Source organism: Serratia sp. NA_112.1 (assembly GCF_052691715.1).
In genome coordinates this window covers 1-22425 of sequence record NZ_JBQZFO010000005.1, presented here as the reverse complement: position 1 = coordinate 22425, position 22425 = coordinate 1, and the positions used below count along the sequence as shown (strand labels likewise).

At 55.9% G+C, this 22425-nt stretch carries 19 protein-coding genes; 9 read left to right on the top strand and 10 right to left on the bottom strand.

Annotated elements, in window-relative coordinates; genetic code table 11:
- Window positions 1-240: 240 nt before the first annotated feature.
- Window positions 241-1521 (top strand): voltage-gated ClC-type chloride channel ClcB, encoded by a 1281-nt coding sequence (gene clcB, locus ACUTQ5_RS12400; RefSeq protein ID WP_445651490.1) that lies wholly within the window; start codon window positions 241-243, stop codon window positions 1519-1521.
- On the opposite strand, the gene bioD is transcribed toward clcB, so the two are convergent.
- From bioD to ACUTQ5_RS12385, 3 genes are all read right to left on the bottom strand, one after another.
- Complete coding sequence (gene bioD, locus ACUTQ5_RS12395) at window positions 1518-2189, bottom strand: dethiobiotin synthase (protein ID WP_445651489.1); 672 nt, start codon at window positions 2187-2189, stop codon at window positions 1518-1520. The genes clcB and bioD overlap by 4 nt on opposite strands.
- A gap of 283 nt (window positions 2190-2472) precedes the next feature.
- On the bottom strand, window positions 2473-3690 hold the full coding sequence (mlc, locus tag ACUTQ5_RS12390) for a sugar metabolism global transcriptional regulator Mlc (protein WP_445651488.1): 1218 nt from the start codon (window positions 3688-3690) through the stop codon (window positions 2473-2475).
- A 158-nt stretch (window positions 3691-3848) separates the two neighbouring features.
- Window positions 3849-4739 carry a LysR substrate-binding domain-containing protein gene (locus ACUTQ5_RS12385; protein ID WP_445651487.1) on the bottom strand — a complete coding sequence of 297 codons (891 nt, stop codon included), beginning with the start codon at window positions 4737-4739 and terminating at the stop codon, window positions 3849-3851.
- Window positions 4740-4885: 146 nt separating this feature from the next.
- On the opposite strand from ACUTQ5_RS12385, the gene ACUTQ5_RS12380 reads away from it, so the two are divergent.
- Window positions 4886-6151, top strand: coding sequence for an MFS transporter (locus ACUTQ5_RS12380; protein ID WP_445651681.1), 1266 nt, complete (start codon window positions 4886-4888; stop codon window positions 6149-6151).
- Between the two features lie 155 nt (window positions 6152-6306).
- Entirely contained in the window at window positions 6307-7245 is a 939-nt protein-coding gene (tus, locus tag ACUTQ5_RS12375) for a DNA replication terminus site-binding protein (protein WP_445651486.1), read from the top strand.
- Here tus and ACUTQ5_RS12370 read toward each other — a convergent pair.
- The 4 genes from ACUTQ5_RS12370 to ACUTQ5_RS12355 form a co-directional block, all read right to left on the bottom strand.
- Window positions 7235-7603 (bottom strand): VOC family protein, encoded by a 369-nt coding sequence (locus ACUTQ5_RS12370; protein WP_445651485.1) that lies wholly within the window; start codon window positions 7601-7603, stop codon window positions 7235-7237. The genes tus and ACUTQ5_RS12370 overlap by 11 nt on opposite strands.
- Window positions 7604-7694: 91 nt before the next feature.
- Window positions 7695-8384, bottom strand: coding sequence for a helix-turn-helix transcriptional regulator (locus tag ACUTQ5_RS12365; RefSeq protein WP_445651484.1), 690 nt, complete (start codon window positions 8382-8384; stop codon window positions 7695-7697).
- Window positions 8385-8563: 179 nt separating this feature from the next.
- The gene (fumC, locus tag ACUTQ5_RS12360; RefSeq protein WP_445651483.1) at window positions 8564-9961 is read right to left on the bottom strand and encodes a class II fumarate hydratase; all 1398 of its coding nucleotides are present in this window, start codon (window positions 9959-9961) and stop codon (window positions 8564-8566) included.
- A gap of 375 nt (window positions 9962-10336) precedes the next feature.
- A complete protein-coding gene (locus ACUTQ5_RS12355; RefSeq protein ID WP_445651482.1) occupies window positions 10337-10516 on the bottom strand; it encodes a hypothetical protein in 180 nt (59 codons plus the stop codon).
- 450 nt (window positions 10517-10966) lie between these two features.
- Here ACUTQ5_RS12355 and manA point away from each other — a divergent pair, with 450 nt between their 5' ends.
- Together manA and ACUTQ5_RS12345 are read left to right on the top strand one after the other, a co-directional pair.
- Window positions 10967-12145 (top strand): mannose-6-phosphate isomerase, encoded by a 1179-nt coding sequence (gene manA, locus ACUTQ5_RS12350; RefSeq protein ID WP_445651481.1) that lies wholly within the window; start codon window positions 10967-10969, stop codon window positions 12143-12145.
- Between the two features lie 141 nt (window positions 12146-12286).
- Complete coding sequence (locus ACUTQ5_RS12345) at window positions 12287-13816, top strand: YdgA family protein (RefSeq protein WP_445651480.1); 1530 nt, start codon at window positions 12287-12289, stop codon at window positions 13814-13816.
- 36 nt (window positions 13817-13852) lie between these two features.
- Here the strand turns inward: ACUTQ5_RS12345 and ACUTQ5_RS12340 are convergent, their stop codons facing one another.
- A complete protein-coding gene (locus ACUTQ5_RS12340) occupies window positions 13853-15010 on the bottom strand; it encodes a serine hydrolase domain-containing protein (RefSeq protein ID WP_445651479.1) in 1158 nt (385 codons plus the stop codon).
- 102 nt (window positions 15011-15112) lie between these two features.
- Between ACUTQ5_RS12340 and ACUTQ5_RS12335 the strand changes: the two genes are divergently transcribed.
- Entirely contained in the window at window positions 15113-16042 is a 930-nt protein-coding gene (locus ACUTQ5_RS12335) for a LysR family transcriptional regulator (protein ID WP_445651478.1), read from the top strand.
- A gap of 11 nt (window positions 16043-16053) precedes the next feature.
- Here the strand turns inward: ACUTQ5_RS12335 and ampC are convergent, their stop codons facing one another.
- Complete coding sequence (gene ampC, locus ACUTQ5_RS12330) at window positions 16054-17190, bottom strand: class C beta-lactamase (protein ID WP_445651477.1); 1137 nt, start codon at window positions 17188-17190, stop codon at window positions 16054-16056.
- Between the two features lie 191 nt (window positions 17191-17381).
- Here ampC and ACUTQ5_RS12325 point away from each other — a divergent pair, with 191 nt between their 5' ends.
- A complete protein-coding gene (locus ACUTQ5_RS12325; RefSeq protein ID WP_445651476.1) occupies window positions 17382-18269 on the top strand; it encodes a LysR substrate-binding domain-containing protein in 888 nt (295 codons plus the stop codon).
- Window positions 18270-18284: 15 nt separating this feature from the next.
- On the opposite strand, the gene ACUTQ5_RS12320 is transcribed toward ACUTQ5_RS12325, so the two are convergent.
- On the bottom strand, window positions 18285-19316 hold the full coding sequence (locus ACUTQ5_RS12320) for a Mal regulon transcriptional regulator MalI (RefSeq protein WP_445651475.1): 1032 nt from the start codon (window positions 19314-19316) through the stop codon (window positions 18285-18287).
- Between the two features lie 225 nt (window positions 19317-19541).
- On the opposite strand from ACUTQ5_RS12320, the gene malX reads away from it, so the two are divergent.
- Both malX and ACUTQ5_RS12310 read left to right on the top strand, forming a co-directional pair.
- Entirely contained in the window at window positions 19542-21161 is a 1620-nt protein-coding gene (gene malX, locus ACUTQ5_RS12315) for a maltose/glucose-specific PTS transporter subunit IIBC (protein WP_445651474.1), read from the top strand.
- Window positions 21154-22335, top strand: a complete 1182-nt coding sequence (locus ACUTQ5_RS12310) for a MalY/PatB family protein (protein WP_445651473.1) — start codon at window positions 21154-21156, stop codon at window positions 22333-22335. The genes malX and ACUTQ5_RS12310 overlap by 8 nt, the downstream gene beginning before the upstream one ends.
- The last annotated feature ends 90 nt before the right edge of the window (window positions 22336-22425 follow it).

Here is a 22425-nt window from a genome sequence, read left to right as displayed (position 1 = left end):
AAATTATACCAGCCGAATTAGAGCTTTCCGTTACCGGTGTCTATTTCCCTGTTTTTACAGGCGATAAACGCACCATTTGAACTAAGCGTGACGGTGTAACAAAAATTCCACTCGTGGCTCGCCGCAACGAGCAAACCGCGATGCTGCTGGCGAATCTGTAAATATTCACTGGCCTTCGGCCGGGCCGGCAAGCACAATGTTCAGCTGAACCTTTCATTTTTCTCACGATTTTACTGACGCATGAAACGATTGGTCCACCTGCACCACTATCGCGCCCTGCTGCGCCGCCTGTTTATCGCCATCTTTCTTGGTATTGCCGCTGCGTTGGTGGTCTGGCTGTTTCACCGAGCGATGCTCGGGCTGGAATGGTTACTGCTCGATCACGAAGAAGGTAGCCTGGTGGCCGCCGCCGCTGCGTTACCTGGCTGGCGTAGAGCGTTAACCCCGGCGTTGGGTGGGCTGGCGGCCGGCCTGTTATTGTGGGTTTATCAGCGCTATCAGCACCAGCGACAGGTTGCCCCAACCGACTATATGGAAGCGATTGAAACCGGTGATGGCCGCCTGGACGTTAGCGCCAGCCTGGTGAAATGCCTGGCCTCACTGCTGGTGGTCTCCAGCGGCAGCGCTATCGGCCGCGAAGGCGCGATGATCCTGCTGGCGGCATTGGTAGGCTCCGTCTTTGCCCAGCGCTTCACCCATGAGAAAGAGTGGAAGCTGTGGGTGGCCTGCGGTGCCGCAGCCGGTATGGCCAGCGCTTATCATGCCCCATTGGCCGGCAGTCTGTTTATCGCCGAAATTCTGTTTGGCACCCTGATGCTGGCCTCATTGGGGCCGGTGGTGATTGCCGCCGTCAGCGCCCTGCTGGTGACCAATTTGCTCAACGGCGGTCAGGCGCCGCTGTATCTGGTAGAACCGCTGCCTGCCCCTTGGCCGGTGCAATATCTGTTGATGGCGCTACTCGGCGTTTTGGCCGGGGTCTGTGGCCCGTTGTTCCTGTGGGCAATGTCTTCTTCCGGTCGTGCATTCCGTTCGCTACGGCTAAAACCGCCGCTGCAATTGGCATTAGGTGGACTGATTGTCGGGCTGCTGTCGCTGCTGTTTCCTGAGGTATGGGGCAATGGCTACAGCGTGGTGCAGTCGCTGCTCAGTGCGCCGCCCGGCGTATTGCTGGTAGGCGCCATTCTGATCTGCAAGTTGCTGGCGGTGCTCGCCAGCAGTGGCTCCGGTGCGCCTGGCGGTGTGTTCACGCCAACGTTGTTTGTCGGGGCGGCGCTCGGCTCGCTAGTTGGGCAACTCTGCACCATCTGGCCGGAGCTGGGCAGTGCGGTACCGATTCTGATGGCGTTAACCGGCATGGCAACGCTGTTGGCGGCCACCACCCACGCGCCGATTATGGCAGCGCTGATGGTGTTCGAAATGACCGGGGAATATACCCTGCTACCGGGTATTTTGTTGGCCTGTGTGATCGCCACCACCGTCTCACGCGGCTTACGTTCGGTGTCGGTCTATCACAATGCCTAGCGGTTTAGCAGTGGCGAGATATCCAGATAGCGCGCCAGTTCACGCTGTTCGGCACGTGGCAGATAAGGGATTTCACCCAGCAGCGGCGCAGGAATGCGTTGCTGCATCGCATCGATAGTTTCGGCGTAGTGTGCCAGCCCCGGATTGATGCGGTTCGCAACCCAGCCCAGCAGCGGCAAACCGTCATTTATGATCGCCTGCGCCGTTAATAAAGCGTGGCTGACGCAGCCCAGTTTGATCCCCACCACCAGCACCACCGGCAGTTGTTCCTGAATGACCCATTCGGCGTAAGGCCGCATATCGTTCATCAATACGCGCCAGCCGCCGCTCCCTTCTACCACCACGGTATCGGCTTTGGTGAACAAATGTTGTAGCCCACTGCTCATCACGCCGTAGTCGGTATCCTTGGTAGATTGCGCGTGAAAGACCTCTTCCAGACAGGTAATGGGATTAATTTCCTGGTACGACAGCGCCATGGTCGAAGATGCCTGCAACACCAAAGCGTCTTTATTGCGAAGGCCTTCGCTGGTTTCCTGACAGCGCGTAGCGACAGGTTTGTAGCCGGCCACAGAACGGCCCTGCGCAGCAAGCGCCTGTAATAAAGCGCGGGAAACCACGGTTTTACCGACATCGGTATCCGTACCTGTAACAAATAAACGCGTTAACATGAATTAATTGCCCCGAGATGCACCGTTAACCAAAAAGTCGCCAAGAATGTGGCGAAAGCGACGAACGGGAAAAGTCTAGAGGATGCCGGGGAGACGGGGCTTGAGGTAGCTCAACCTTTTGTCGTTAAACGATAAGAATTACTGATTGGTGAAAGGCTGTGCCCCATGATTGACCGTGGCACCGTCGCAGCCCCAAAAAACCGTAATCAAGGCGGAGGATGCTGGGCATAGCGGGTCTACGTTCAAGGCCGACAACGCAGAGTACGGCTTTTTGGGGCGCAGCCTACCCTTGCAGCAACTGCACCAGCAGCGAACCATTGTATAACGCTTCTTTCACCAGTGCCGCGCCGGGCATGGTGCCTTTATTGAAGAACTGAGTGGGCTCCACCTGAATCTGCTCACTGTAGGCCGGTAGCGATTGCTGACGTATACAGGAGGCAATGGCCGGATGTAGAATTTCTGCCGCCCGGTTCAGCGGGGAACCGACCAGGATTTTTTCCGGATTGAACAGGTTAACCATGATCGCCAGGATGCGGCCCACGCTGTGCCCCACCCCAAGGATAATGTCTTTCGCCAGTTGGTCGCCCGCCAGCGCCGCATCACACAGAGACTCGACCGTCAACGGTGCCCCGTGCAGGCTGGAGCTCATTGAGCTTCCGAGGCGCGCACGAGCAATTTCCAGCATATTTTCGATGCTGGCGACGGTTTCCAAGCAACCGTGATTGCCGCAGTAACAGCGTTTGCCGTAAGGATCGACCTGGGTATGGCCAATCTCGACCACGCTGCGGCTACCGGCATGCAGCACCCTGCCACCGGTGATCACCCCAGCGCCAACGTTGTGGTCGATCACCACCTGAATCACGTTTTGGCTGCCGCGCGAAGCGCCGTATAAGGCTTCGGCCATGGTCCAGGCGCTGATGTCGTGTTGCAGGTAAACCGGCAGACCGGTACGCGTTTCCAACGCCGGGCCTAATGGCATATCTTCGACATCGTAAAACGGCATACGGTGTACCACGCCGGAAATCGCGTCAACCATGCCCGGCAGCGTAATGGCGATCGCCGTCAGGCGTTCAAGCTTGCTTTGATGGCGGATAAAGAACTGGTCGACTTCAGCAAGAATGCGTTTTAACAGTGGGTCGGGGTGTTCAGCGGCCAGTGGCAACAACTCCTCCACCACCAGTTTGCTGCTGATATCGCGCAGCGCCAGCGTAATGGTGCCACGGCTGATACGGGCGGAAAGGTAGTGCCAGGCTTCGGTGTCCAGCACCAGCCCAACCGCCGGACGACCACGGCTGCCGACTTCCTGGAACTCGGTTTCTTTAACCAGATGGGCTTCCAGCAGTTCACGGACGATTTTGGTGATACTGGCGGGAGCGAGCTGCGCCCGTTTTGACAGTTCGATGCGCGAAATTGGGCCCAGTTGATCGATTAGCCGATAAACTGCCCCTGCATTTGTTTGCTTGATTTGATCGATATGCCCAGGCTGCCCAACCGCAATCACAAACCTGCTCCTACTATTTTTCGCGCTTCTAAATAAAGACTATCGGCTATGGTGGGGCTTTTGTAATACAGCGTCAACTATTTGATTCGTTATGTGATTTGCTGCACAAATTCACCCTACTTTGCCTGCGGATTGCGTTTTATTTACCCAGTTGGCTTTCAGGGTAACAGTAACGCCATCAGGGACTTGGCCGCAGCTGTCAGGGGGCGTTGGCGATGATGTACCAACCAAACTTCGGTCGTCGCCTCAGGTTCCGCCAGCAGTAAATATTGCACCCCGTCGATTTTAACCCGTGCGAAAGACGCCGGCAGAATCGAGATGCCCAATCCGGAGGAAACCAGGCCGATAATGGTCATCGCCTCACCGACTTCCTGGGTGATATAAGGGGTGATCCCCGCTTTGGCCAACAGCGACAAAATCTCGTCATGCAGCGCGGTTCCCACTTCACGGGAGAAAAAAACAAAAGGTTCTTCCGCCAGATGGTGGAAGCGTAACGTACCGGGTGCCACATGGGTTAACGGATGCCCTTCCGGTACCACCGCCACCAGGGGTTCACACAGTAAAAGCTGATGCTTTAACACGTCCGGTAAGCGGGTGTTGCGCATCACGCCCAGATCCAGCTCGCCATTGAGTAAGGGTTCAATCTGCTGCTTGGTGTTCACTTCACGCATCTTGATATGCACCTGTGAGTGCTGCTGACGAAAAGCTCGCAGACTGCGCGATACCACGCTGATAAAGGGGGCCGACGAGGTGAAACCTATGGTCAATTCGCCCAGTTCGCCACGTTCCAACCGTGCTGCTTTCTCGGCAGCGCGATTCACCTGATCGAGCACCTGATAGGTCTCTTTCAGAAACAATTCCCCCGCCTGGGTCAGGCTGACATTGCGGTTGTTGCGCGCCAGCAGGCGTGCGCCGACCATTTCCTCCAGCGCCTGGATTTGCTGGCTGAGCGGCGGCTGAGAAATACGCAGACGTTCTGCGGCACGACCAAAATGCAACTCTTCCGCCACGGCGACAAAATAACGCAGATGCCTCAATTCGATATTCATACTTTAAACATCTCAATTTTAATTATTAATATATTAGACAAAAAACTGCCCTCTCCCTATGATTTTGTTAATTCATAATGTGTTGATATATACCCGATGTTCGGTAAGGAAAGACTGTGACAACCCCTGTGCGCTCTGCGGCCGATATGCCGTCGACGCGGGCCGCCAACGATAACGCGGCCACTGCGCCAAAAACCCAACGTTCCACCCTTAACAAACTTCCCTACATCGAACGCGGAACACCGCAGTTTATGCGCGTCACTCTGGCGTTATTTTCCGCCGGCCTTGCCACTTTCGCCTTGCTGTATTGCGTGCAACCTATCCTGCCAGTTCTGTCTCAGGACTTCGGCATCTCCCCGGCACAAAGCAGTCTGTCGCTGTCGGTTTCTACCGGGCTATTGGCGATCGGTCTGATGTTTACCGGCCCGCTGTCCGACGCCATCGGCCGTAAATCAGTGATGGTAGTGGCGCTGCTGCTGGCGGCTATTTGCACCCTGATTTGCGCCTTTATGACCAGTTGGCATGGCATTCTGCTGATGCGCGCACTGATTGGCCTTTCGTTAAGTGGCGTCGCCGCCGTTGGCATGACCTACCTGAGCGAAGAGATCCATCCCAGTTTTGTCGCCTTTTCGATGGGACTGTATATCAGCGGTAACTCCATCGGCGGTATGAGCGGCCGCCTGGTGACGGGGGTGCTAACCGACTTCTTCTCCTGGCGGGTATCGCTGGCGGTGATCGGTCTGTTCGCGCTGGCCGCGGCCTGCATGTTTTGGCGCATTTTGCCCGAATCAAAACATTTTCGTGCCAGTTCATTGCGTCCGCGCACCCTGCTTATAAACTTCCGCCTGCATTGGCACGACAAAGGCTTACCGCTGCTGTTTGCCGAAGGTTTTCTGCTGATGGGCAGTTTTGTCACCATGTTCAACTATATTGGCTACCGCCTGCTGTCGGAGCCTTATCACCTCAGCCAGGCGATAGTAGGTCTGCTGTCGGTGGTATACCTGACCGGTTCTTACAGTTCGCCGAAAGCCGGTGCTATGACCTCACGTTTCGGCCGCGGGCCGGTGCTGTTGGCGTCGACCCTGATAATGCTGATCGGGATCCTGATTACCGCACTGGCACCGGTAGCGGTTATTTTTATCGGCATGATGCTGTTCACCGCCGGTTTCTTTGCTGCCCACTCGGTTGCCAGCAGTTGGATTGGTCGCCGCGCGCGCCGCGCCAAGGGCCAGGCATCTTCACTTTACCTGTTCTGTTATTACGTGGGTTCCAGCGTCGCCGGTACCCTCGGTGGCGTGTTCTGGCACAGTTTCGGCTGGAATGGCGTGGTGGCCTTTATCAGCGTGATGCTGTTGCTGGCCCTGTTGGTGGTGCATTACCTGAAGAAACTGCCGGAAGCGACCCGCGTTTAATCCCTGCCTTACCGCCTGCACGAGAGGCAGGCGGTAACACCCCTAAAAACGCTGCCTGGCTGGACAGCTCGGTATTGCCGTTAACACCGTTGCTGATGTTGCCCTTTCGTTTATTACCCTCTTATTGTATGTTGTAACTAAAATAGGAACGCGTGATGGATAAATACGATTTAATCGGTAGGATGAATGCTTGCTTCAGCGAACTGGAACAGGCGCTAACGGGTCTCCACCAGCAGATCCAGCCATTGCACTTGCTGGCTGGGCGGGTGTTTAGCCTGCCCGAAATCGAGAAAGGCAAGGAACATGACACGGTGGCGCAGATTGCCGTCGAACAGCATGTTGGCCTGGCCGCTCGCGATTTGGCGCTGGAACACTATCAGCGGCTGTTTATCCATCACAACAAGCACAACATCAGTAGCAAAGCGGCTGTGCGCCTGCCCGGTGTGATTTGTCTGGCGGTGGAACAACCTGAATACCTGGCGCTGCAACAGCAAATTGCCCTGATTAACCAGCTGAAGGCCGAACTGGAACAGATCATCACCGTCGACTCTGGCCTGGCACCAGAGCAACGTTTTGACTTTGTCCACACTCATCTACATGGCTTAATCACCCTTAGTGCCTATCGTACCCTCACCCTTTTAACCAATCCGGACTCGGTGCGTTTTGGCTGGGCAAACAAGCACATTATCAAGAACGTGAAACGCGACGACATTCTGGCTCAATTGGAAAAGAGCCTGAAGGCCGGACGCGCCGTGCCCCCCTATAATCGCGAGCAATGGGCCGAACTGGTCAGCCGTGAGATCGACGACGTCAGCCGCCTGCCACAGCAGGCCGTGTTGAAAATCAAACGGCCGGTAAAAGTGCAACCCATCGCCCGGGTGTGGTATCAGCCGCAGCAAAAACAGGTGCAACACCCCTGCCCACTGCCGCTGATTGCCCTGTGCCAGGTAGAAAACGGTGCTCAGGTACCGAAGATTGGCGAATTACTCAATTACGACGTCGCGGCGGTCAAACATAAATACAAGCCGGATGCCAGACCGCTGCGGCTGCTGGTCAAACGGCTGCATTTATATACCGACGTTCCTACTCGCTGAGGCTGTATACCCGCAGACGATGGCCATCCGGATCGCAGGCAACGAAGCTATAGCCGAAGTCCAGCATCACTGGCGGCTGAATCACCTTCAGCCCCTGTTCGCACCACCGCTGATAGAGCACGTCCACCTGCTGCGGCAATTCGCACATAAAGCCGATTTCGCCGCCCCCACCGGTCGCCGCTGCGGCAGGTTCGACGCTATGTTTCGACCACATAGCCAGTTTTAGGCCGTTGCTCAAGACGAACAGCGCGAAAGTGGGCGAAAGCTCCACCGGTGGCTGCCCCAATAATCGACGGTAGAAAGCGGCGCTGTTTTCTGGGTTATCAACATAAAGAAGGGTCATGTTTGGAGTTGTCATCGCTGTAACCTCTTGGCTGAGGGGAACCGGCCGGCTCCCGATAACCCAAGGCTAAAGCGCTCTACTGACAGTTTTTGGCAGCAGCGAAGAATTATTGTGGCGCAATGTCCTGAACCTCATGCCACTCTTTCATCAGCGAACGGCGGCCACGGGGATAACGTTGCGCCAACGGCGTCGCCAGACGGATACGGTCGAGGCGGAAATGGCGAAATGACTGGCGCAGCTCACACCAGGCAACCAACATCCGTGCCTGTTCAAAATAACCCAGAGCAAAGGGCCAGAGAATACGTTCGCTAGGGTTACCGTCTCGATCGCAATAATCCACCACCAGTTTGCGTTCCTGGCGGATCACCTCGCGGATCAGCACCAGCGTTTCGTCTGCCACCTTCACCAGATCTACCGGGCCAATCAGCAGCGTGCTGGCCTCCAACTCATTGCGTAGTGCAGCAGGCAGAACGTCGGCGATTTTGGCCAGAGCATTATTGGCCGCACCGGCCAATTGGCTGTCACCACGACGCCCCACCCAACGCATTCCCAACACCAGCGCTTCTATTTCATGCTGCGAGAACATCAGTGGCGGCAACATAAACCCGGGCCGCAGTACATAACCGACCCCCGCCTCGCCGACAATCTCAGCCCCTTGCTGTTGCAGCGTGGCGATATCGCGGTACAGCGTACGCATGCTGATATTCATTTCTTGCGCCAACGCATGGCCGGCAACCGGGTAGCGATGCCGTCGCAGGATCTGCATCAGGTCGAGTAAACGCTCGGTACGTGACATTTATTTTTTTCCAAAAAAAGGGCTTACCCAAGTAAGCCCACAGACTGATGACAAACCTCATTCCTGCCCAGAGCGAGTAGAGGTCGATAAATAAAAAGCAGGAAAAACCACGCTTTTTCCTGCTTTGTCAGCAACCTAAGGGCTTACCCAAGTAAGCCCATTGCCGCTGACGCAATCAATTACTTTTTCATGCTACCGACCATGTCTTCCGGGCGTACCCACAGGTCGAATTCTTCTTCGGTCAGGTAGCCCAGCTTCAGCGCCGAGGCTTTCAGCGTCAGGCCTTCCTTGTGTGCTTTCTTGGCGATTTCTGCCGCTTTGTCATAACCAATATGGGTATTGAGCGCGGTCACCAGCATCAAGGACTCATTCAGTAACTGGCTGATGCGGTCACGGTTAGGTTCGATGCCCACCGCACAATGCTCATTAAAGCCCTGCATACCGTCAGCCAGCAGACGAATGGATTGCAAATAGTTGTGGATCACCATCGGCCGGAACACGTTTAACTCAAAGTTGCCGGAAGCGCCGCCGATGTTCACCGCTACGTCATTGCCCAGCACCTGTGCGCACAGCATGGTCATCGCTTCGCACTGGGTTGGGTTGACCTTTCCCGGCATGATGGAACTGCCCGGTTCGTTTTCCGGAATAGAAATTTCCCCGATTCCACAACGCGGGCCGGAGGATAACCAGCGTACATCGTTGGCAATTTTCATCAGCGAAGCCGCCAGCCCTTTCAGCGTACCGTGGCCGTGCACCAATGCGTCGCAGGTGGCCAGCGCTTCAAATTTGTTGGGCGCGGTAACGAACGGCTGCCCGGTCAGGTCAGCCAGCGCTTTGGCAACGCGAACCGCGTATTCCGGATGGGTGTTCAAACCGGTACCCACGGCGGTACCGCCCAGCGCCAGTTCACAGATATGCGGGATGCTGGCTTCAATATGCTGCAGGTTATGCGCCAACATGGCTGCCCAACCGGAAATCTCCTGGCCGAGGGTCAGCGGGGTCGCGTCCTGCAAATGGGTACGGCCAATTTTGACGATATCGCGATAAGCCTCTGCCTTGTCGCTCAGGGTTTTATGCAGCACTTTCAGTTCGGGGATCAAATGCTCACGCACCGCGATCACCGCGGCCACGTGCATCGCGGTCGGGAACACGTCGTTGGAACTCTGGCTCTTGTTGACGTCGTCGTTCGGGTGCACCCGACGCTCTTCGCCCCGCAGCCCGCCCAACAGCTCACTGGCGCGGTTGGCCAGCACTTCATTCATGTTCATGTTGGTCTGGGTACCGGAGCCGGTTTGCCAAATCGACAACGGGAATTCTTCAGTATGCAGGTTCGCCAGCACTTCATCGGCGGCGCTGATAATGGCATTGGCACGCTCGGCGGGCAGCAACCCCAGGTCCATATTCACATTGGCCGCCGCGCGTTTGGTCAACGCCAGCGCATGGATCAAGGCGGTCGGCATCTTTTCAGTAGAAATACGGAAGTGCTCCAAAGAACGCTGAGTTTGCGCTCCCCATAGCCGATCGGCCGGCACTTCAATCGGTCCCATAGAGTCTTTTTCAATACGAACGGCTGCCATCACGATCTCCTTAGTACAATTCCTAAAAATGTACGATTACGCCAACGCACCCATGCCCGCCGGCACACCCCAAACAGTATAGTGACATAATAACTATTCGCATTAAGAGAGTTGGCTCACAGCATTTTTCCTCCGTATGCCCCGTTTATTGTACGGCCATTATTGGTTGGTGAATTTTCTGGTCTACCCGATGTACGTCGGTAATAAAAAAGCGCCGTCTGGCGCTCTGATTATTTATTTTCAGTCAGAAGATTAATGGTGATGTTGATTATATGCATTAATTCTCTGGTCCTGTAGATGATTGATTTCATCATAAGCGTCCTGACGTTCATTGTGGCGATAGACACCTGCCCCTACAGCAACCGGGTGAGCAACCTATGTTGCCACCACCGACGCAGCAGACACCACCACTGGCACCGGCGTGACTACCACCACCGGACGTGGCGCTATGATCACCGGCCGGGCAATCCCATAACCATAGGCATGAGTCACCATCACGGCCGCATTGGCACCGGAAGTACAGAGCAACAGGGCCAGTAACAATTTTTTCATCATCGCCTCATCATTAATAATATTCAAATGGGTTTATAGACGAGCCCTGTATAGCGGCACTGCCTATTAAATTTAGCTAGCCGTGTGGTTGCCCATAGAAACGGAATAATTATGATAAGAAATATATTCAGCCGGTAATAATTAAATGCAAAAAACACAGTTTGAAATATACGGTAGTGATATGGGCCAAAATATTCAGACCTGCACTTTCCTCCAGAAGATATATTCAACAGCAAACGCATTGGCGTTTTTTTAAACTCCGTTTGCTCTGTTGTAACCGAGGGCACAATTGTGACGCCGGTTGCTATCACGTTATACTTTGCCGGCCTTGGGCCACTTGTTTGTTCGCGTCCGGCGTATACGCCACAGTTCGCGTGTAGGATAAGGCGCACAAGGTTTTTAACAGTCAGCTACTACCGCCCCTGGCGGCGAACGCAAAGGATGTTTATCAAGATGCAAAAAATGACCAACGCAGTGCAAAACTACGCATGGGGCAGCCACGACGCGTTAACCCGGCTTTATGGCATCGCCAACCCACAAGGGCAGCCAATGGCGGAGCTGTGGATGGGCGCTCATCCGAAAAGCAGCTCCCGCGTGGCCGGTGCCGATGGCAATTTGCGCTCGTTGCGCGACGTCATTGATGAAGATCAGCCCAAACATCTGGGTGCCGACGTTTCCCGCCGCTTCGGTGAGTTGCCGTTTCTGTTCAAGGTGCTGTGTGCCGATCAACCGCTATCGATTCAGGTGCACCCGAGCAAATCGGCAGCAGAAACGGGTTTTGCCAAAGAAAACGCCGCCGGTATTCCGCTGGACGCAGCTGAACGCAACTATAAAGATCCTAACCACAAGCCGGAGTTGGTGTTCGCCCTGACGCCTTTCCTGGCGATGAATGGCTTCCGCGAACTGTCAGACATTGTTTCCCTGCTGCAGCCGATCGCCGGTGCCCATCATGATATCGCCGCCTTCCTGCAACAGCCGGATGTCAGCCATCTGTCTTCCCTGTTTGCCAGCCTGCTGGCGATGAACGGCGAGCAGAAATCGCTGGCGCTGGGCGTGCTGAAAGCCGCGCTGAATAACCAACAGGGCGAAACCTGGGACACCATCCGCTTTATCGCCGGTTTTTATCCGGACGACAGCGGCCTGTTCTCACCGCTGCTGCTGAACGTGGTGCAGCTCCAACCGGGTGAAGCGATGTTCCTGTACGCCGAAACACCGCATGCCTACCTGAAGGGCGTGGCGCTGGAAGTGATGGCCAACTCGGACAACGTGCTGCGTGCCGGTCTGACACCTAAATTCATCGATATTCCGGAACTGTTAGCCAACCTGCAGTTCCGTCCACAGCCGGCATCCGGCCTGCTGACCCAGCCGCAAAAGCGCGGTGACGAACTGTTCTTCCCGATCCCGGTGGAAGACTTCGCTTTCTCACTGCATGACCTTTCCGCCGCCCCACAGGCGCTGACGCAAAATAGCGCAGCCATTGTGTTCTGCGTTGAGGGTGAAGCGGTATTAACCAAACAGGACCAGCAACTGGTGCTCAAGCCAGGTGAATCCTGCTTTATCGGCGCGTTCGAATCGCCGGTCAGCGTCAGTGGCAGCGGTCGAATCGCTCGCGTTTATAACCAGTTGTCGTAAACACTCGGTAAATTTCCGCAAATTGGTTGCTGAAAGAGTGGCTTACCTTCACAATTAAACGCCTGCGGGCGTTTTTTTATTGGCCCAAATTTGCCCATCCATCTGTTTGAGACAGATGGCTTAATAAGGATGAACAGAACTATGAAAAAATCGTTAGTCGCTGTTGGCGTCATTGTGGTTATTGGCGCAGCATGGACTGGGGCTTCCTGGTACACCGGCAAACTGATCGAACAACGGATGGGTGAAGTGGTTGATAACGCCAACAGCCAACTGAAAGCCTATCTGCCGAAAGCCGGCGTCAAACTGGGTTATGAAAATTACCAACGCGGTATTTTCAGCAGTAAAATTCGCTATGTCCTGCGCGCCGATGGCAGCGTCACCACCGACGATGCTCCGCTGAAAGCCGGTGATGAAGTGGCGTTTATGGAAACCATCGACCATGGTCCCTTCCCGTTTGCCCAGTTGAAAAAATTCAACCTGCTGCCAAGCATGGCGTCGGTGCATACCGAACTGGAAAATACCCCAGCCACCAAGGGCCTGTTTGAAATCACCAAGGGCAAAGCGCTGTTCACCGCCGATTCCCGCATCTCCTACAGTGGTGATACTTCGTCAGCCATTAACGTGATCCCGCTGGAATACCAGAAAGACAAGTCCTCGCTGAAATTTAGCGGTGCGACCATCAATGCCGACGTGTCCCGCGATATGAAAGCCATCACTCTGGACGCCAACAGCGACAACGCGGTGATCAGCGGCCCGAACCAGTTTGGTCAGACCGAGCAGGTTCAGTTGCAGGGCTTCTCGCTGAAAAGCCAGTCCCACGCCGGGCAGTTCGATCTCAGCCTGGGCAACCAGAACATGGAGATAAAACAGATCAAGGTTGCCGTTGACGGTAAAGAGACCCTGACGCTGGAAGGCTTCAAGCTGGCGAGCCAATTCGGTGAGAAAGACACTAACCTGAATGGCCAGATTGATTACACCATGGACGCGCTGAAGATCCAGAACAGCGACTTCGGTTCTGGCAAACTGTCACTGAAAATCAACAAGCTGGACGCCAAATCGCTGAAAGAGTTTGCCGACCGTTACAACCAGCAGGCTATGCAGATGCTGCAACAGGCGCAGACCATGGATCCGGTTGCCTACCAGCAACAAACCACCGATATCCTGCTGCAGAACCTGCCGCTGCTGTTGAAGGGTAACCCAAGCATCAGCATTGCACCGCTGAGCTGGAAAAACAGTAAAGGCGAAAGTACCTTTACCCTGAACCTGGACCTGACCGATCCTGCGCAAGTCGGTTCCCCGGCAGAATCACCGGATCAGCTGATTGCCCGTTCAGTGAAAAAACTGGACGCTAATCTGAGCATTCCAGTGGCGATGGCGACCGAAACCACTTCGCAAACCGCGTTACTGCAAGGCTATAGCGCCGAAGAAGCACAGAAACTGGCACAGCAGCAGGTGCAGGGTCTGGCGGCCATGGGTCAGATGTTCAAACTGACTACCCTGAAAGACGGGGTGATCGGCAGCAGCTTCCATTACGCCGACAACCAGGTTGATCTGAACGGTAACAAGATGTCGCTGCAAGAGTTCATCGGCACCTTCGGCCTGTTGGGGGCACCTGGCCCGGTCGAAACGCCGGCTCCGGACGCAGCCCCTGCTCCAGCACCAGCCCAGTAATATTTCCCCTCGGGGCCCGCTTGCCGGGCCCCTTTTTTATCCCTGAACGCCGTACACCGCATCGCGTATCTGCTGTGGATAGATCCCGCTCATGCCTTCAAACGCCGTATTGGTCAGCGCCACCACGCTTAATGCCGCCTGCGGATCGTAAAACCAACTGTGTCCATAAACACCTCCCCACTGCAGGGTGCCTTTGTGCTGTGGCGTCGCCGCCAATTGAGCATCTACCAGCACCGCACCGCCGAAACCAAAGCCCCAGCCCGGCCCCTGAGTTTCAGCTTCGGCCCCGACATGCGCCTGCCGCATCAGTTCGACGGTGGCCGGTTGCAACATTCCCTCTCCACCATTGCGCAACGTTTCGACCAGTCGCAGCACGTCATCGGCATCACCGACCATACCGGCCCCGCCGGAGGCATAGGCATGAGGGTCAAATGCACGTGATGGGGATAATGCTATGTCAAAACCAAAACCTTCAGGTAGCTTCAACTGCATACCGTCATAAATCGGTTCCGGCCGGGCAGTGGTATCCTGATAAGCCGTCGACATGTTTTCGCTGTCGGTGGTGTAAAAACCGGTATTCCCCAACCCCAAAGGCTGCGCAACCCAACGATTGAACAACTGCGGCAAGGGTTCACCCGCCGCCACCTCCAGCACCGCACCCAGCACGTCGATCGCCAGTGAATAATGAAACTCTCTGCCCGGTTCCACGAGCAGCTCCGCCTGTGCCAGCAGACGCAAATTCTGCTCCAGCGTCAGCGACGACGATGTCATCCCGTCTTGAATCCCTAACCGCTGATACGGCCCATCCTCAGGCTGGGTAAAGCGATAATCCAGCCCGGCAGTATGGCTCAGCAAGTGGCGGATTTTAATTTCTGGCTGGCGGCCATCGGCCAGTACCGGGGTAAACCAGGGGAGCCAGCGACTGACCTCATCATCCAGCCCCAGCTTGTGCTGTTCTACCATGCGCATCGCCGCCAGTGTGATATAGGGTTTGGACACCGATGACAGCCGGAACTGCGTCTCGCGCCGCATCGGCCGCTGTTGCTCACGGTCGGCGTAACCACTGGCCTCGGCATAAATCACCTTGCCGTGCTGGGCCACCAGCACCACGCTGCCGACAATACGTTCTTCGCTAATCGCCTGCCGGCTGACCGCCTGTATTCTTTCTGCTAATGACTGATTCAGTGTCGTCATGCTTTGATACTCTCTGAAGGGGTATCAAAACACTTTAAAGCGATTATTATAAAATTAAATACCCGATAACTTAACGAATCATTAAGCAGGGGTTACTGATAGATGAGTTCACTATTACAGTTACTGCCGTTCTTCGAAGCCGTCGCCCGCCTGGGCAGTTTTACCCAGGCGGCAAATCAGCTGGGCGTTACCCCCCCTGCGGTGTCGCAAAACATTCAGGCATTGGAAACCCGCTTGGGTGTACGGCTGTTCAACCGTACCAGCCGATCGGTACGACTGAGCGATGAAGGCCGCCTCTTTTTCCAACGGGTAGCACCGGCGATGGGCCAGATCGACATGGCAGCAGAGGATCTTCGAACCCTGCACGGCCACCCTTCTGGTCTGTTGCGCATCACCCTGCCGCAGTTAGCGGCTTCGCTGTTGGTGATGCCTTATCTGGCCGAATTTCAGGCGCTTTATCCCGAGGTGCAGCTTGAGCTGTTTACCGACGACCATTTTTCCGATCTGGTATTGGACAGTTTCGATGCCGGTATTCGCATGCGTGCCATGGTGCAAAAAGACATGGTTGCGGTGCCGATCGACAACGACCAACAGCGGGTGATTATCGCCACTCCCGCTTATCTGGCGCAGCACGGCACGCCATTAACGCCACAGGCACTGAGCGCGCACAACTGCCTGCGCTATCGTTTCCCCGGCAGCGGCAAGTTTGAACCCTGGTATTTTCGGCAGGAAGGCGGGCAACTCACGCTGGAAGTCAGCGGTAACCTGATATTCAACGAAGACAGGCTGATTAAGGATGCAGCGTTGATGGGGCTGGGGCTCACCCAACGTTTTGTCAGCACGGTACAACGCGAGCTGGACACTGGGCAACTGGTGGAAATACTGGCGGAATATCGCTGTAATTTTCCCGGTTTTTTCATCTACTTCCCGGCCAGCCGGCATATGCCACTCAAACTGCGAGTGTTTGTTGATTTCATACGGGAAAAACGGGCACTACAGTTATCTTCTCAGGACGCCATTACAGCGCCCTGAGAAAGCATGAATTAACGCTTATCCAACGCCTGTACCAACTGGTAGGTTGCCGCGACCCGATCGTCGTTCGGGAACCATTTGTTGGCCAGCATCACCACGGCGATTTTCTTCGATGGGATGAATACTGCGTAGGTGGAGAACCCTCCGGTCGAGCCGGTTTTATTGTACCAGGCAGCGCTTTGCTCTTGCTGCGGCGGCGTGATGACGGTGGCCGGAGTGCCGTTCATGATCATCCCGGCGTTGTTGCCTTCCGTCAGCTTGGGCAATGCCACCGGATAAGCGTAGCTTTCCCACATCAGATCCTGGGTGAACACCCCGGCCCGGTAGTAACCGGTATGGGTAGCCGCCAGTGCCTTGCGCCACTTATCCCCCACTTTGGCTACCTGCATGTTGGCTTCAAGGTAACGGATCAGATCTTCGGCATTGGATTTGATGCCGTAGGATTCTGCGTCCAACGGGCCAGGCGTGACTCGCACCGGTTGGTCTTTCTTGTTGTAGCCCTGAGCGTAATTATCCATCTGCGCAACCGGAACATTAACGTAGCTGTGGTTCATACCCAAAGCCGGCAGCAGCTGTTTTTCCATCGCCTGCGCAAAGGGTTGGTTCAGGCTTTTGGCGGTGATCATCCCCAGCATGCCAATACCCAGGTTGGAATAAACCCGATAGGTCCCCACGGCATGTGGCGGCTGCCATTTTTTGTAATACGCCATCAATTGCGCGTCATTGGTCACGTCGTCCGGGACAAATAGTGGCAAGCCGGAGGTATGCGTCGCCAGGTTCAGCAAGCTGACATGGTCAAAGGCGCTGCCACGCAGTTCAGGCAGGTAATGGCTGGCCGGTTCGGCGAACGACAGTTTGCCCTCATTTTGCGCGTAGGCCGCCAGCGTGGCGGTGAAGGTTTTGCTCAATGAGCCCACTTCAAACAAGGTTTGATTGGTGATTGGCTTGCCGGTCTGTTTGGACGCCACGCCATAATCATAAAACTGCTGTTTCCCATCCACAGACACGGCGATAGCCATGCCGGGCACGCCATATTTTTGCATCAGCGGCTGAATAATAGCGTCAATATCGGCTTTGTCGGCGGCCTGGCCTGCCGGCAGGATCATTGCGGCCAACAACGCGGCCGCCAGGCGATTTATTTTGGTCATGTGAAAGCTCTTGGGTTGCAGGGTATCGGCCGATGGCAAAAGATTTTATTGCCTGTCGACGCGAGGATATCCTTGGATGATGGTGTTATTCCTTTTCTGACTGCGTTGATTTCGCACCAGCAGGCTAAATATCAGGGTTTATCCTTGGGTTGACAAGCGATAAGAATTTCAGCCAGCATAAAGAAAAACTTATGGCTAACTTTATGCGTAATCGACTTCCCCTCAATGCCCTGCGGGCGTTTGAATCCTCCGCCCGTCACCTGAACTTTACCCGCGCCGGGCTGGAGTTGAGCGTCACCCAAGCTGCCGTCAGTCAGCAGGTGCGTATGCTGGAACAGCAACTGGGCATTCAGCTGTTCCGCCGTCTGCCGCGTGGGTTGGATTTGACCGAAGAAGGACAGGCACTGTTGCCGATATTGACCGACGCTTTCGACCGCATTGAATCGGTATTGCAACAGTTTGAGGGGGGGCATTTCCATGAGGTGCTGACGGTCGCGGTGGTCGGTACCTTTGCCGTCGGCTGGCTGATGCCCCGTCTGGCAGACTTCAGAGAATCGCATCCGTTTATCGATCTGCGGGTGTTAACCAACAATAACCTGGTTAATTTGTCCGCCGACGGAATGGACTTTGCTATCCGTTTTGGCGAAGGCCGCTGGCCGGCGACCCACAACCTCAAACTGTTTGATGCCCCGCTGACGGTGCTCTGCCCGCCGGAAGTGGCCAGGCAGCTGCGCACGCCGCAAGATCTGCAACACCAACGGCTGATGCGCAGCTACCGTAAAGACGAATGGGAACGCTGGTTTGCCGCCGCCCAGGTAACCCCATGGCGCATCAACGGCCCGGTGTTCGACTCTTCCCGACTGATGGTGGAAGGAGCGATCCACAGCGGCGGTGTCGCGCTGGCCCCTGCGCGCATGTTTGCTCGGGAGCTGCGTGAAGGTCTGTTGCAGCGCCCGTTCAGCGCTGAAGCGGATCTCGGTGGCTACTGGCTGACCCATCTGAAATCACGTGATATGACCCCGGCAATGAAAGTGTTTGTCAGTTGGATCCAGCAACAGGTCACTGATGAACAACATTGATGAACAACAATGAGGTCAGGCCGAGCCGCGCTTGATCAACAAGGGCGGCAGAATCACGTTTTGCGGTGGTAAGTCGGCGTCGGCAATCCGTTGCAGCAGGCGTGAGGCGGCGCTGCGCCCCACTTCGCGCGCGGAACTGGAGACCAGCGTCAGCGGCGGCTCGGTCAGTTCGGCCTCTGGCACGTCGCCGAAACCAATCAACGCCACCTGTTGCCCGTAGTAGGTATCCACACCATCAGAACCGATGCTGCGCCCACTGCGGACAATGCCAAAATAGGCCCCCAGCGCCACCGAAGCCTTGTGGCAAACCAGCGCGCTGATATTGGGATGTTGCCGTAGCAGGTTTTCCGCCGCCTCCGCCGCCGCACGTTGATGGCAGTCACATTCGACAATCCAGTCGGAGCGGAAAGGCAGACCATATTGCACCAGCGTGGCACAAAAGCCCCCCAGCCGTTCGGCGCGGGTCAACGAACTGCTTTGTCCTCCCAGATAAGCAATTTGGCTGTGGCCGCGTTTGATCAAAAATTCGGTGGCCATTTTAGCCGCCTGCATATTGTCCGGCCGCACCACATCAACCCCTTCCAACCCATTCGAGCGCGCTGCACACACCAATGGCACCCCCTGTTCGGCGGCTTTTTCCTTCAGGCCCTCGGCCGAGCGTACGCCGCCCGCCAGCACCATGCCGTCGACCCCGTGCTCCAGCAGCGTATCGAAACAGCGCATCAGCCCTTTGCCTTCACGACCGCTTTGGGTCAGGAACAGCACTTTGCCGTGCGCCTCCAGCACCTCGCTCAGACCCGCGGTCATTTCCGCATAAAACGGCTCGCAAATATCACGCAGGATCAAACCAATCACGCCCGACTCCCCGCCACGCAACGTTGCCGCCTGACGGTTACGTACGTAGCCAAGGCGCTCAATCGCCTGGTTCACCCGTTCCACGGTGGTGGGTGAAATACGCCCTTTGCCGCTCAGCACCAGCGAAACGGTAGTGACGGAGACGCCGGCCTGTTGTGCGACATCGGTGATGGTGATCTTTTTGATGGTCATAACCTCTGCTAGCCCGATCCTGGGCATTGAGCACCTTGCAGCAAATGGTATACCGAATCGGTTTGACCAGTAAAACGTTTTACTGGCATCAGCATTGTCGCCGCAAAGTGCAGGCTGAAATTGTGATTAGCGGCGCATTTTTGCTAGGTAAAACGTTTTATCTTATTTTTACCTAACAGGGGTACACACCACTTTCGCACGTTTTTTCGCCAGGAGCCGCCGGTTATGCCAGCATCTAAAAAACAAAAAATCACGCTTTGGGAGTTTTTCCAGAGCCTGGGCAAAACATTCATGCTGCCCGTCGCCTTGTTGTCGTTCTGCGGCATCATGCTGGGCATCGGCAGTTCGCTAAGCAGCCGTGATGTCATCACCCTGTTACCGTTTATCGGTCACCCGGCCTTCCAGTTGCTGTTCACCTGGATGAGCAAGATCGGTTCCTTTGCCTTTAGTTTCCTGCCGGTGATGTTCGCCATCGCCATTCCGTTGGGCATGGCGCGTGAAAACAAAGGGGTCGCCGCGTTCTCCGGCTTTGTCGGCTTTGCGGTGCTGAATCTGGCCACCAACTTCTATCTGACCACCACCGGCATTTTACCCACCACCGATCCGCTGGTGCTAAAAGCCAACAATATCCAGAACATCCTCGGTATTCAGTCGATTGATACCGGCATTCTGGGGGCGGTGATCGTCGGGATTATCGTTTATAAATTGCATGAGCGTTTTCATACCATTCGCCTGCCGGATGCGCTGGCATTTTTCGGCGGTACCCGCTTTGTGCCGATCGTCACCACGGTGGTGCTGGGCCTGTGTGGTCTGGTGATCCCGCTGATCTGGCCGTGGTTCGCCGCCGGTATTACCGGTCTGGGCTGGGTAATTAACAGCGCCGGCGCCTTTGGCCCGATGCTGTTTGGCACCGGTGAACGTCTGCTGCTGCCCTTTGGCTTGCAGCATATTCTGGTGGCACTGATCCGCTTTACCGAAGCGGGCGGCACGCTGGACGTTTGCGGCCATAGCGTGAGCGGCGCGCTGACCATTTTCCAAGCACAACTCTCTTGCCCGACCACCACCGGCTTTGCCGAAAGCGCCACCCGCTTCCTGTCCCAGGGCAAGATGCCGGCATTCCTCGGCGGCCTGCCAGGGGCGGCGCTGGCGATGTACCACTGCGCCAAGCCGGAAAATCGCCATAAGATTAAGGGGCTGTTGATCTCCGGCGTGGTGGCTTGCGTGGTCGGTGGCACCACCGAACCGATCGAATTCCTGTTCCTGTTTGTCGCGCCTTTCCTGTACCTGATTCACGCTGTCCTGACCGGGCTGGGCTTCACCGTGATGGCGCTACTGGGCGTGACCATCGGCAATACCGACGGCAATATCATCGACTTCGTGGTGTTCGGCATCCTGCATGGCACCGCCACCAAGTGGTATCTGGTACCCGTCGTCGCGGCCATTTGGTTCGCCGCTTACTACGCTATTTTCCGCTTCTCCATCCAACGCTTTAATATCAAAACGCCGGGCCGTGAGAGCGAAACTGCTGCCAGCCAGAGCGCATCTGCAGGCCCGGTCGGCAAATCCGGCTATAACGTACCGGCCATTTTGGCGGCGCTGGGCGGCAGTGAGAATATTGTTTCGCTGGATAACTGCATCACCCGTCTGCGTCTGTCGGTCGACGACATGAGCAAGGTTGATGACGCCGCACTGAAGGCCAATCGCGCCATCGGCGTGGTACACCTCAACGAACACAATCTGCAGGTGGTTATCGGTCCGCAGGTGCAATCGGTGAAAGATGAATTAGACTCACTGATAGCGGCAGCGCCTCCTGCTGCGGCCCTGCAGGGAGCGTCAAATGTTTGATTTTTCCACCCCGGTCGATCGGCACGGCACCTGGTGCACGCAATGGGATTATATCGCTGACCGCTTTGGCAGCGATGACCTACTGCCGTTCACCATTTCCGATATGGACTTCGCCACCGCCCCCTGCATTCTCGAAGCGCTGCAACAGCGCCTGCAGCACGGTGTGCTGGGTTATAGCCGCTGGCAACATGAGGATTTCCTCGGTGCGGTGCGCCAATGGTATCAACAACGCTTTGATACCCTCATCAACACCCAAATGGCGGTGTATGGTCCGTCGGTGATTTACATGGTAGCGCAGTTAATCCGCCTGTGGTCAGCACCGGGGGAATACGTGGTCACCCACACCCCGGCGTATGACGCTTTTTATAAGGTGATCCTTGGTAATCAGCGCCAACTGCTGGCCTGCCCGTTGCAAAAACACGGCAACGACTGGCGTTGTGATATGGCCCATCTGGAGGCATTACTGGCGCGGCCGCAGACCAAAATTCTGTTGCTGTGCAGTCCGCACAACCCGACCGGTAAAGTGTGGCGCACCGAGGAATTGCAGCAAATGGCCGAGCTGTGTGAACGCCACGACGTGCGGGTAATCAGCGATGAGATCCATATGGATATGGTGTGGGGTGAACAGCAACATACGCCGTGGAGCCAGGTTGCTACCACCTCCTGGGCACTTCTGACTTCCGGTTCCAAAACCTTCAATATCCCGGCGCTGACCGGGGCCTACGGTTTTATCAGCGACGATGCGACGCGCGATGCCTACAGCCAGCAACTCAAGGCGCGCGATGGGCTGTCTTCCCCGGCGGTGCTAGCGGTAGTGGCACATATTGCCGCTTATCGCCACGGTGAACCCTGGCTGGACGCGCTGCGCGATTACCTGCAGGACAACCTGACCTACGTCGCTGAAAGGCTCCATCAGGCATTCCCGCAACTGGGCTGGCAACCGCCGCAATCCACCTACCTGGCCTGGATTGATCTGCGCCCGTTGGGCATTGACGACCAACAGTTGCAACAGGTGCTGATCGAGCGGGAGAAGGTCGCCATCATGCCAGGCTTCACCTATGGCGAAGAAGGCCGTGGCTTCCTGCGGCTGAACGTCGGTTGTCCACGCAGCAAGGTGGAGGCCGGCATGGATAAGCTGATTAGCGGGCTGCAATTTGTGCTGAACTCGGCTTAATAACTTCAACAGTGTGAACGCCCTCTCTCCAGAGAGGGAGTCAGACTGATGACAAACCTCATTCCTGCCCAGAGCGAGTAGAGGCCGATA

Excerpts from the sequence above, each read along its gene's own strand:
- ACUTQ5_RS12370 (WP_445651485.1), bottom strand. The coding sequence starts at position 7,603 with ATGACAACTCCAAACATGACCCTTCTTTATGTTGATAACCCAGAAAAC.
- ACUTQ5_RS12340 (WP_445651479.1), bottom strand. The coding sequence starts at position 15,010 with ATGACGACACTGAATCAGTCATTAGCAGAAAGAATACAGGCGGTCAGC.
- ACUTQ5_RS12345 (WP_445651480.1), top strand. The coding sequence starts at position 12,287 with ATGAAAAAATCGTTAGTCGCTGTTGGCGTCATTGTGGTTATTGGCGCA.
- ACUTQ5_RS12325 (WP_445651476.1), top strand. The coding sequence starts at position 17,382 with ATGGCTAACTTTATGCGTAATCGACTTCCCCTCAATGCCCTGCGGGCG.
- ampC (WP_445651477.1), bottom strand. The coding sequence starts at position 17,190 with ATGACCAAAATAAATCGCCTGGCGGCCGCGTTGTTGGCCGCAATGATC.
- ACUTQ5_RS12320 (WP_445651475.1), bottom strand. The coding sequence starts at position 19,316 with ATGACCATCAAAAAGATCACCATCACCGATGTCGCACAACAGGCCGGC.
- ACUTQ5_RS12310 (WP_445651473.1), top strand. The coding sequence starts at position 21,154 with ATGTTTGATTTTTCCACCCCGGTCGATCGGCACGGCACCTGGTGCACG.
- ACUTQ5_RS12380 (WP_445651681.1), top strand. The coding sequence starts at position 4,886 with ATGCCGTCGACGCGGGCCGCCAACGATAACGCGGCCACTGCGCCAAAA.
- ACUTQ5_RS12385 (WP_445651487.1), bottom strand. The coding sequence starts at position 4,739 with ATGAATATCGAATTGAGGCATCTGCGTTATTTTGTCGCCGTGGCGGAA.
- fumC (WP_445651483.1), bottom strand. The coding sequence starts at position 9,961 with ATGGCAGCCGTTCGTATTGAAAAAGACTCTATGGGACCGATTGAAGTG.
- malX (WP_445651474.1), top strand. The coding sequence starts at position 19,542 with ATGCCAGCATCTAAAAAACAAAAAATCACGCTTTGGGAGTTTTTCCAG.
- ACUTQ5_RS12335 (WP_445651478.1), top strand. The coding sequence starts at position 15,113 with ATGAGTTCACTATTACAGTTACTGCCGTTCTTCGAAGCCGTCGCCCGC.
- manA (WP_445651481.1), top strand. The coding sequence starts at position 10,967 with ATGCAAAAAATGACCAACGCAGTGCAAAACTACGCATGGGGCAGCCAC.
- clcB (WP_445651490.1), top strand. The coding sequence starts at position 241 with ATGAAACGATTGGTCCACCTGCACCACTATCGCGCCCTGCTGCGCCGC.
- bioD (WP_445651489.1), bottom strand. The coding sequence starts at position 2,189 with ATGTTAACGCGTTTATTTGTTACAGGTACGGATACCGATGTCGGTAAA.
- ACUTQ5_RS12365 (WP_445651484.1), bottom strand. The coding sequence starts at position 8,384 with ATGTCACGTACCGAGCGTTTACTCGACCTGATGCAGATCCTGCGACGG.
- ACUTQ5_RS12355 (WP_445651482.1), bottom strand. The coding sequence starts at position 10,516 with ATGATGAAAAAATTGTTACTGGCCCTGTTGCTCTGTACTTCCGGTGCC.
- tus (WP_445651486.1), top strand. The coding sequence starts at position 6,307 with ATGGATAAATACGATTTAATCGGTAGGATGAATGCTTGCTTCAGCGAA.